7 protein-coding genes are annotated in these 6,466 nt (G+C 37.4%); 4 read left to right on the plus strand and 3 right to left on the minus strand.

The features are described 5' to 3' along the window. Positions 1 to 50: 50 nt before the first annotated feature. Both AC2CGR_RS13510 and hflX read right to left on the minus strand, forming a co-directional pair. On the minus strand, positions 51 to 1,322 hold the full coding sequence (locus AC2CGR_RS13510; protein WP_087967168.1) for a methionine gamma-lyase family protein: 1,272 nt from the start codon (positions 1,320 to 1,322) through the stop codon (positions 51 to 53). Beyond that, a complete protein-coding gene (gene hflX, locus AC2CGR_RS13515) occupies positions 1,315 to 2,589 on the minus strand; it encodes a GTPase HflX (protein ID WP_140349796.1) in 1,275 nt (424 codons plus the stop codon). Before hflX ends, AC2CGR_RS13510 begins: the two co-directional genes overlap by 8 nt. Before the next feature lie 92 nt (positions 2,590 to 2,681). Here hflX and AC2CGR_RS13520 point away from each other — a divergent pair, with 92 nt between their 5' ends. Beyond that, positions 2,682 to 3,305 carry a trimeric intracellular cation channel family protein gene (locus AC2CGR_RS13520; RefSeq protein ID WP_000312272.1) on the plus strand — a complete coding sequence of 208 codons (624 nt, stop codon included), beginning with the start codon at positions 2,682 to 2,684 and terminating at the stop codon, positions 3,303 to 3,305. Between the two features lie 99 nt (positions 3,306 to 3,404). Then, positions 3,405 to 3,539, plus strand: a complete 135-nt coding sequence (locus AC2CGR_RS13525) for a hypothetical protein (RefSeq protein ID WP_000181496.1) — start codon at positions 3,405 to 3,407, stop codon at positions 3,537 to 3,539. 35 nt (positions 3,540 to 3,574) lie between these two features. Here AC2CGR_RS13525 and spoVK read toward each other — a convergent pair whose 3' ends face one another. After that, positions 3,575 to 4,531, minus strand: a complete 957-nt coding sequence (gene spoVK / locus AC2CGR_RS13530; RefSeq protein WP_000438184.1) for a stage V sporulation protein K — start codon at positions 4,529 to 4,531, stop codon at positions 3,575 to 3,577. A gap of 113 nt (positions 4,532 to 4,644) precedes the next feature. Here spoVK and AC2CGR_RS13535 point away from each other — a divergent pair, with 113 nt between their 5' ends. Further along, positions 4,645 to 5,610: a tyrosine-type recombinase/integrase gene (locus AC2CGR_RS13535; protein ID WP_000450314.1), complete on the plus strand. Its 966-nt coding sequence runs from the start codon at positions 4,645 to 4,647 to the stop codon at positions 5,608 to 5,610. Between the two features lie 113 nt (positions 5,611 to 5,723). Then, a partial coding sequence (locus AC2CGR_RS13540; RefSeq protein ID WP_484480903.1) for a collagen-like repeat preface domain-containing protein occupies positions 5,724 to 6,466 on the plus strand: 743 nt, incomplete at its 3' end.

A 6,466-nucleotide genomic window follows, 5' to 3' on the forward strand; every position in this document is an offset into this window, starting at 1 on the left:
AAATCATTACTTTCACACGAAAAAAAGCTGTCGAAATCGACAGCTTCCCTTTAAGAAATTGTTAATAATTCTTTTTCAATTAATGCATCAATTGCAGAACAGATCGCAATCTTCACATGCGAATAAGTTAGCCCACCTTGTACGTAAGCAACATAAGGCGGACGAATTGGACCATCAGCTGACAATTCAATACTTGCACCTTGAATAAAAGTTCCCGCAGCCATAATTACATCATCTTCATACCCCGGCATATAGTTAGCATATGGAGTGAAGTGAGAATTAATCGGGGATGCATATTGAATCGCTTGGCAGAATGCAATCATACGATCTTTATCATCAAATTGAACAGACTGAATTAAATCCGTTCTCGGTGCATTCCATGCTGGTGATGTATTCATTCCTAACTTCTCTAAAAATGCAGCTGTAAAAATCGCACCTTTTAGCGCTTGTCCTGCTACGTGCGGCGCTAAGAAGAAACCTTGATACATTTCTTGCAAACTGTATAAAGATGCTCCTGCTTCCGCACCGATCCCTGGAGATGTTAAACGATATGCACACGCTTCAACATACTGTTCTTTACCAACAATGTAACCACCAGTTTTAACAATTCCCCCGCCCGGGTTTTTAATAAGCGAACCTGCCATTAAATCTGCACCAACATGACATGGCTCTTGCTCTTCAATAAACTCGCCATAACAGTTATCTACAAACACAACAACATCCGGTTTAATTTCTTTAACAAACGCTATCATCTCTTTAATTTGCGAAATAGTAAACGACGGACGAGTAGCATAACCTTTTGAACGCTGAATTCCAATCATCTTCGTATTACTATGAATGGCAGCTGCAACAGCTCCAAAATCAACAAACCCCTCTTCAGTAAGCGGAACTGCATTATAACCAATATTATATTCTTTGAATGATCCTACACCTTTTCCGCGTACACCAACAATTTCCTCTAACGTATCATACGGCTTACCAGTGATGTACAATAACTCATCTCCTGGACGTAAAATACCGAATAGCGCTGTTGAAATTGCATGAGTACCTGAAATAATTTGCGGACGAACAAGACCAGCTTCCGCTCCAAATACATCCGCATACACTTTCTCTAACGTATCACGACCAATATCGTCATAACCGTAACCTGTCGTCGGAATAAAATGTGAATCGCTAATTTTATGTTTACGAAAACTTTCTAATACACGAAACTGATTACTTTCAATTACTTCATCCGCACGTTTATGTACTTCTGTAATTTGGCTCTCTACTTCTTTTACGATTGGAGCAATTTTTTCTCCATTTTTCAAACGATCAAACATTTTTATTTTCTCCTTCTTCCACTAAAAATCTCTTTAATTGTACATTAAGCGATGAATGAGCAAAAATATACCCCGCGCAATCATATACAAATTTATCTTCCAAAAACTCCATTTTTGTTAATAGTGTCTCCGTCTTTAATAGAGTTAATAACTTACCTTCACTCGGAGGAATTTCCACTTGATAACAATTCATTTCTTCCTTCATTTTCGTTTCTATCGCTTCTTTTATATGTAATAGATCATTTTCTTCAAAAGCACTAGTCATTAAGAAGTCACTTTTCGGAAACGGAATAAAGTTTTGATGTAATTCATCTTTTTTATTATATAACGTAATAATAGGAATATGATTGATTTCGAGTTCTGACAATAATTGTTTTACTGTTTTCTCATGCCCTACATAATTAGGATCTGCAGCATCCACAACATGTAAAATAACATCCGCTTCACCAGCTTCTTCTAATGTTGAACGGAATGCAGCAATTAATGACGTAGGTAAATCTTGTATAAAACCAACCGTATCAGTTAGTAATACTGTATAACCAGAAGGTAACGGCATCTTCCTTGTCGTCGGGTCTAGCGTTGCAAACAACAAGTTCTCTTCAAACGTATCAGCTTCCGTTAATCTATTAAACAGTGTAGATTTTCCCGCATTCGTATATCCTATTAATGAAACTTGGAATACTTTATTATCTTTTCTTCTTTCACGATATCTTTTTCGATGCTCCACAACAACTGCAAGTTGCTTCTTTATTTCATCAACGCGCGATCGAATATGACGACGATCAGTCTCAAGTTTCGTCTCACCCGGTCCTCTCGTTCCAATACCACCACCAAGACGTGATAAAGACAATCCTTGTCCCATAAGACGCGGCATTGTATATTGCAATTGGGCTAATTCTACTTGAAGCTTCCCTTCTCTCGACTTCGCACGTTGCGCAAAAATATCTAATATGAGTTGCGTTCGATCAATTACCCTCGCATCTAATACTGCGGATAAATTCCGAATTTGACTCGGCGTTAATTCGTTATTAAAAACGATAACATCCGGTTCTAATTCTTCAGTTAACATTGTAAGCTCTTCTAATTTACCTTTACCTATATAAGTCGCCGGATGAAACTTCGGTCGTTTTTGCGTTGTAGACACTAACAATTCTGCTTGTGCAGTCTTCGCTAATGATGCAAGTTCTTTCATGGAATGCATAAATTTTTCATCATCATCTTGCGGCAATTGACAGCCCACTAATATGACTTTTTCTTTTTCTTCCATCAAATATGTTCACTCATCCTTTTCGAAATTTAAACCTTCTAATATAATAGCAGAGGAAGCACATTTCATCTAGTTAGCGGGGGAGAAAATTCATGGCATGGGAGATTTTTAGCATCATAGGCACAATTGCTTTCGCATTAAGTGGAGCCATTGTTGCAATGGAAGAGGATTATGATATTTTCGGGGTATATATCTTAGGAATGGCAACCGCATTTGGGGGAGGTGCCCTTCGTAATTTATTAATCGGCTATCCGATTGTCGCGTTTTGGCAACAAGACATGTTATTCCAAATCGCACTTTTATCAATGACGATTATTTTTCTTTTTCCAAATAAATTAATTAGACACTGGAAAAAGTGGGAAAATATCACTGATGCTATCGGCTTATCAGCATTTGCCGTACAAGGAGCATTATACGCTCAGAAATTAAATTTACCAATTAGCGCTACAATCGTAGCAGCTGTTCTAACCGGTATTGGCGGCGGTATTATCCGCGATCTTTTAGCCCGCAGAAAACCTCTCGTTCTTCGAGCTGAAGTATATGCTTTTTGGACGATTTTAGCAGGTTTCTTAATCGGCGCTCAGATTATTGTTAGCGATTGGGCTCTATACACCTTATTCATTTTAATTGTTTGCTTCCGCATGGTTTCTATTCATTACAAATGGCATTTACCACATAGACGCATCGACACAAACGAACGTTCAATGCACAAATAGCAATCCAACCTCTTTACAGATCGTAAAGAGGTTTTTCTTTTCTAACGAGTTTTTCCTTACATAATGTTTATACTAATTCTCAAAGCGAGGTGAACACAAATGACAAACCATGTGAATAAAGGGGCTCAAAAAAGCTCAGTAGGTCAAATTGGACATGATCCTAATTCTGCACACGAAAAAAGCGCTAAAATGGAACGTTTCCATAAATCTTATCAAGAAAAAGCAAAAAAATAGTAAAAGCACTTATATAGAAAAAACAGACGCACAGTTTACGTACTGTGCGTCTCCTCTTCAAGCATCAAATCACTACTTGATATTCCAATCAAATCATATTTATCATACGCATCCTCTTGCAACAACCGCATAGCTTGTGTACGAATCGATTTTTCAACAATATTCCGGACATATCGGCCATTACTAAAGGATGTAATTTGCGATGAGTACTTTACAGCATGTAAATGATCTCTAAATTTCCATTCAGCCTCTTTCGATAACTGATACTCACGTTCTTCATACATCCTCTTCCCTATTTCTAACAGCTGATTTACTGAGTAATCCGCAAATTCAATTATAAACGGAAAACGAGATTGCAGTCCTGGATTCAATGAAAGAAAGTGATTCATCTCTCTTGAATATCCGGCTAAAATCAATACAAAACCGTGTTGTTTATCTTCCATATGTTTTACGAGCGTATCAATCGCTTCTTTTCCAAAATCTTTTTCTCCCCCTCGGGCTAATGAATACGCCTCATCAATAAACAAAATTCCTCCCATTGCTTTTTTTATTAAATCTCTTGTTTTTTGAGCTGTATGACCGATGTACTCTCCTACAAGATCTGCACGTTCCGCTTCAACTAAGTGCCCTTTTGATAGAATATTCATCTCAAATAATAATTTCCCTATCATTCTAGCAACAGTTGTCTTCCCTGTACCTGGATTCCCTTTAAACAACATGTGAAGCACTTGCTTCTCAGACTTCAATCCTATTTCTTGTCTTTTTTTATTTACATAAATCCAAGCATATATTTCTTTTATTATCTTTTTTATATCATCCATCCCAACGAGCTTTCCCATCTCTTCTTCAATTCTTTGCAGCATCTCATGTTTCGTAGTAGTTTCACTTGAAATTACTGTTTTATTTTCTGCGGCCGGTAAAGAAATTTTCTTTCGATGATTTAACACAATGTTAATTTGATTATTATTTTTCTTTCGCATCGATTGTTCCATACAATCACCTCATTTTATCCACTCACCAAATATTATTATTCTTGTCTCCCTTACAAATGACTATTTTCAGAAAAGTTTGCTATAATAAAAGAAATAATGAAGGTGGTGGGACTATGGAGACAACGGAATTCCATGATACAATACAAGCCTTTTCTATTTTTTTATTGAATAAAGGCCGAAAACCTTCAACCATTAAACGTTATGTTTATGACATTGAAGATTTCGGACATTGGTTAGAAAAAAACAAAAAGCTCCCTTCCAGTAATATATGGGCTACACTTTGTACAAAAGACTACGAAGATTACTTTTCCGACTTAAAAAAGAATCGACATTACTCAGAGAAAACGATGCACCGCGTATTCATTGTACTAAATAGAATGCATCACTTTCTAAACATTCCTAATCCATTAAAGAACATGGAAATTTCTATTCAACCAGACCGCACACTCCGCAATGAAGATTTCATTTCATCTGATGAAGAAAAAAGATTAAAACATATAGTCACTTCATTAGAAGGACTTTCAGAAAAACAACGTCCTGTACGCCCTTTATTGATGGATCGTAATATCGCTATTTTAAATTTATTAATTGACTATGGATTATCCTTACAGGAACTTACATCATTAACTATGCATCACGTCCACTTTGAAACTAACACGTTATCTATACCCGCTACCGCAGGAGTAGAAAGAACAATTACATTAACCAGTGAAGACAAAAAACAACTATATACTTATTACAAAAGCATCCCTGAACCCGTTCGTCCAAAATATCATAGTAATGACCCATTATTTGTCGCATTCGATTTTAATCGCGGAACATACAGATGGGTATACGAGAATGATGCACCAAAGGGATTAACAGAAATCGCTATCCAAAAAATGATTCGCCTTGAAGTGTCTAGAGCTAATTTACGCAAAGGAATCTCCGGGCAACACTTTCGTAACACCTATATTTTAAATTTAATTAAAAAAGAGACTCCAGAGTCAGAAATTATAAAGCTAGCTGGGTTCAAATCAAAAATTTCACTAAAACGATATTATCAATACGCAGAAAATAGAAAAAACGCCTTATCATAAGGCGTTTTTTCTATTTTTTCTTCAAACAAACGATTTTACTATGACCATTTAACTAATTTTCGCATCTACTATGATGAGTTTCATTCACATTCTCATTAGAAAGGAGAGATTTAATGTCTCGTTATGACGACAGTCAAAACAAATTCTCCAAACCATGCTTTCCAAGTAGCGCTGGACGAATCCCCAACACTCCATCAATCCCAGTTACTAAGGCACAACTTAGAACATTTCGCGCAATCATTATCGATTTAACAAAAATAATCCCAAAACTTTTCGCAAATCCATCTCCCCAAAATATTGAAGATCTAATCGATACATTGAACCTGCTAAGTAAATTTATTTGTTCACTAGACGCCACTTCCTCCCTGAAAGCACAAGGGTTAGCTATTATTAAAAACTTAATAACTATATTAAAAAATCCAACTTTCGTAGCAAGCGCTGTATTTATCGAGCTTCAAAATCTAATTAATTTTTTATTATCCATTACAAAACTATTCCGAATTGACCCTTGCACACTTCAAGAGCTTCTTAAATTAATCGCAGCATTACAAACCGCTCTAGTTAATTCTGCTTCATTCATTCAAGGACCTACTGGACCTACTGGACCTCAAGGGCCAGCAGGTGCTACTGGCGCTACCGGACCTCGAGGTAACACGGGCGCTACTGGTGCCACTGGACCTCAAGGTAACACGGGCGCTACCGGTGCCACTGGACCTCGAGGTAACACGGGCGCTACTGGCGCTACCGGTGCCACTGGACCTCGAGGTAACACGGGCGCTACTGGTGCCACTGGACCTCAAGGTAACACGGGCGCTACCGGTGCCACTGGACCTCGAGGTAACACGGGCGCTACTGG

This window comes from Bacillus sp. LSHTCR4 (genome assembly GCF_057197025.1).

Coding starts and splice junctions, on each gene's coding strand:
- AC2CGR_RS13510 (WP_087967168.1), bottom strand. CDS start 1,322: ATGTTTGATCGTTTGAAAAATGGAGAAAAAATTGCTCCAATCGTAAAA.
- hflX (WP_140349796.1), bottom strand. CDS start 2,589: ATGGAAGAAAAAGAAAAAGTCATATTAGTGGGCTGTCAATTGCCGCAA.
- AC2CGR_RS13520 (WP_000312272.1), top strand. CDS start 2,682: ATGGCATGGGAGATTTTTAGCATCATAGGCACAATTGCTTTCGCATTA.
- AC2CGR_RS13525 (WP_000181496.1), top strand. CDS start 3,405: ATGACAAACCATGTGAATAAAGGGGCTCAAAAAAGCTCAGTAGGTCAA.
- spoVK (WP_000438184.1), bottom strand. CDS start 4,531: ATGGAACAATCGATGCGAAAGAAAAATAATAATCAAATTAACATTGTG.
- AC2CGR_RS13535 (WP_000450314.1), top strand. CDS start 4,645: ATGGAGACAACGGAATTCCATGATACAATACAAGCCTTTTCTATTTTT.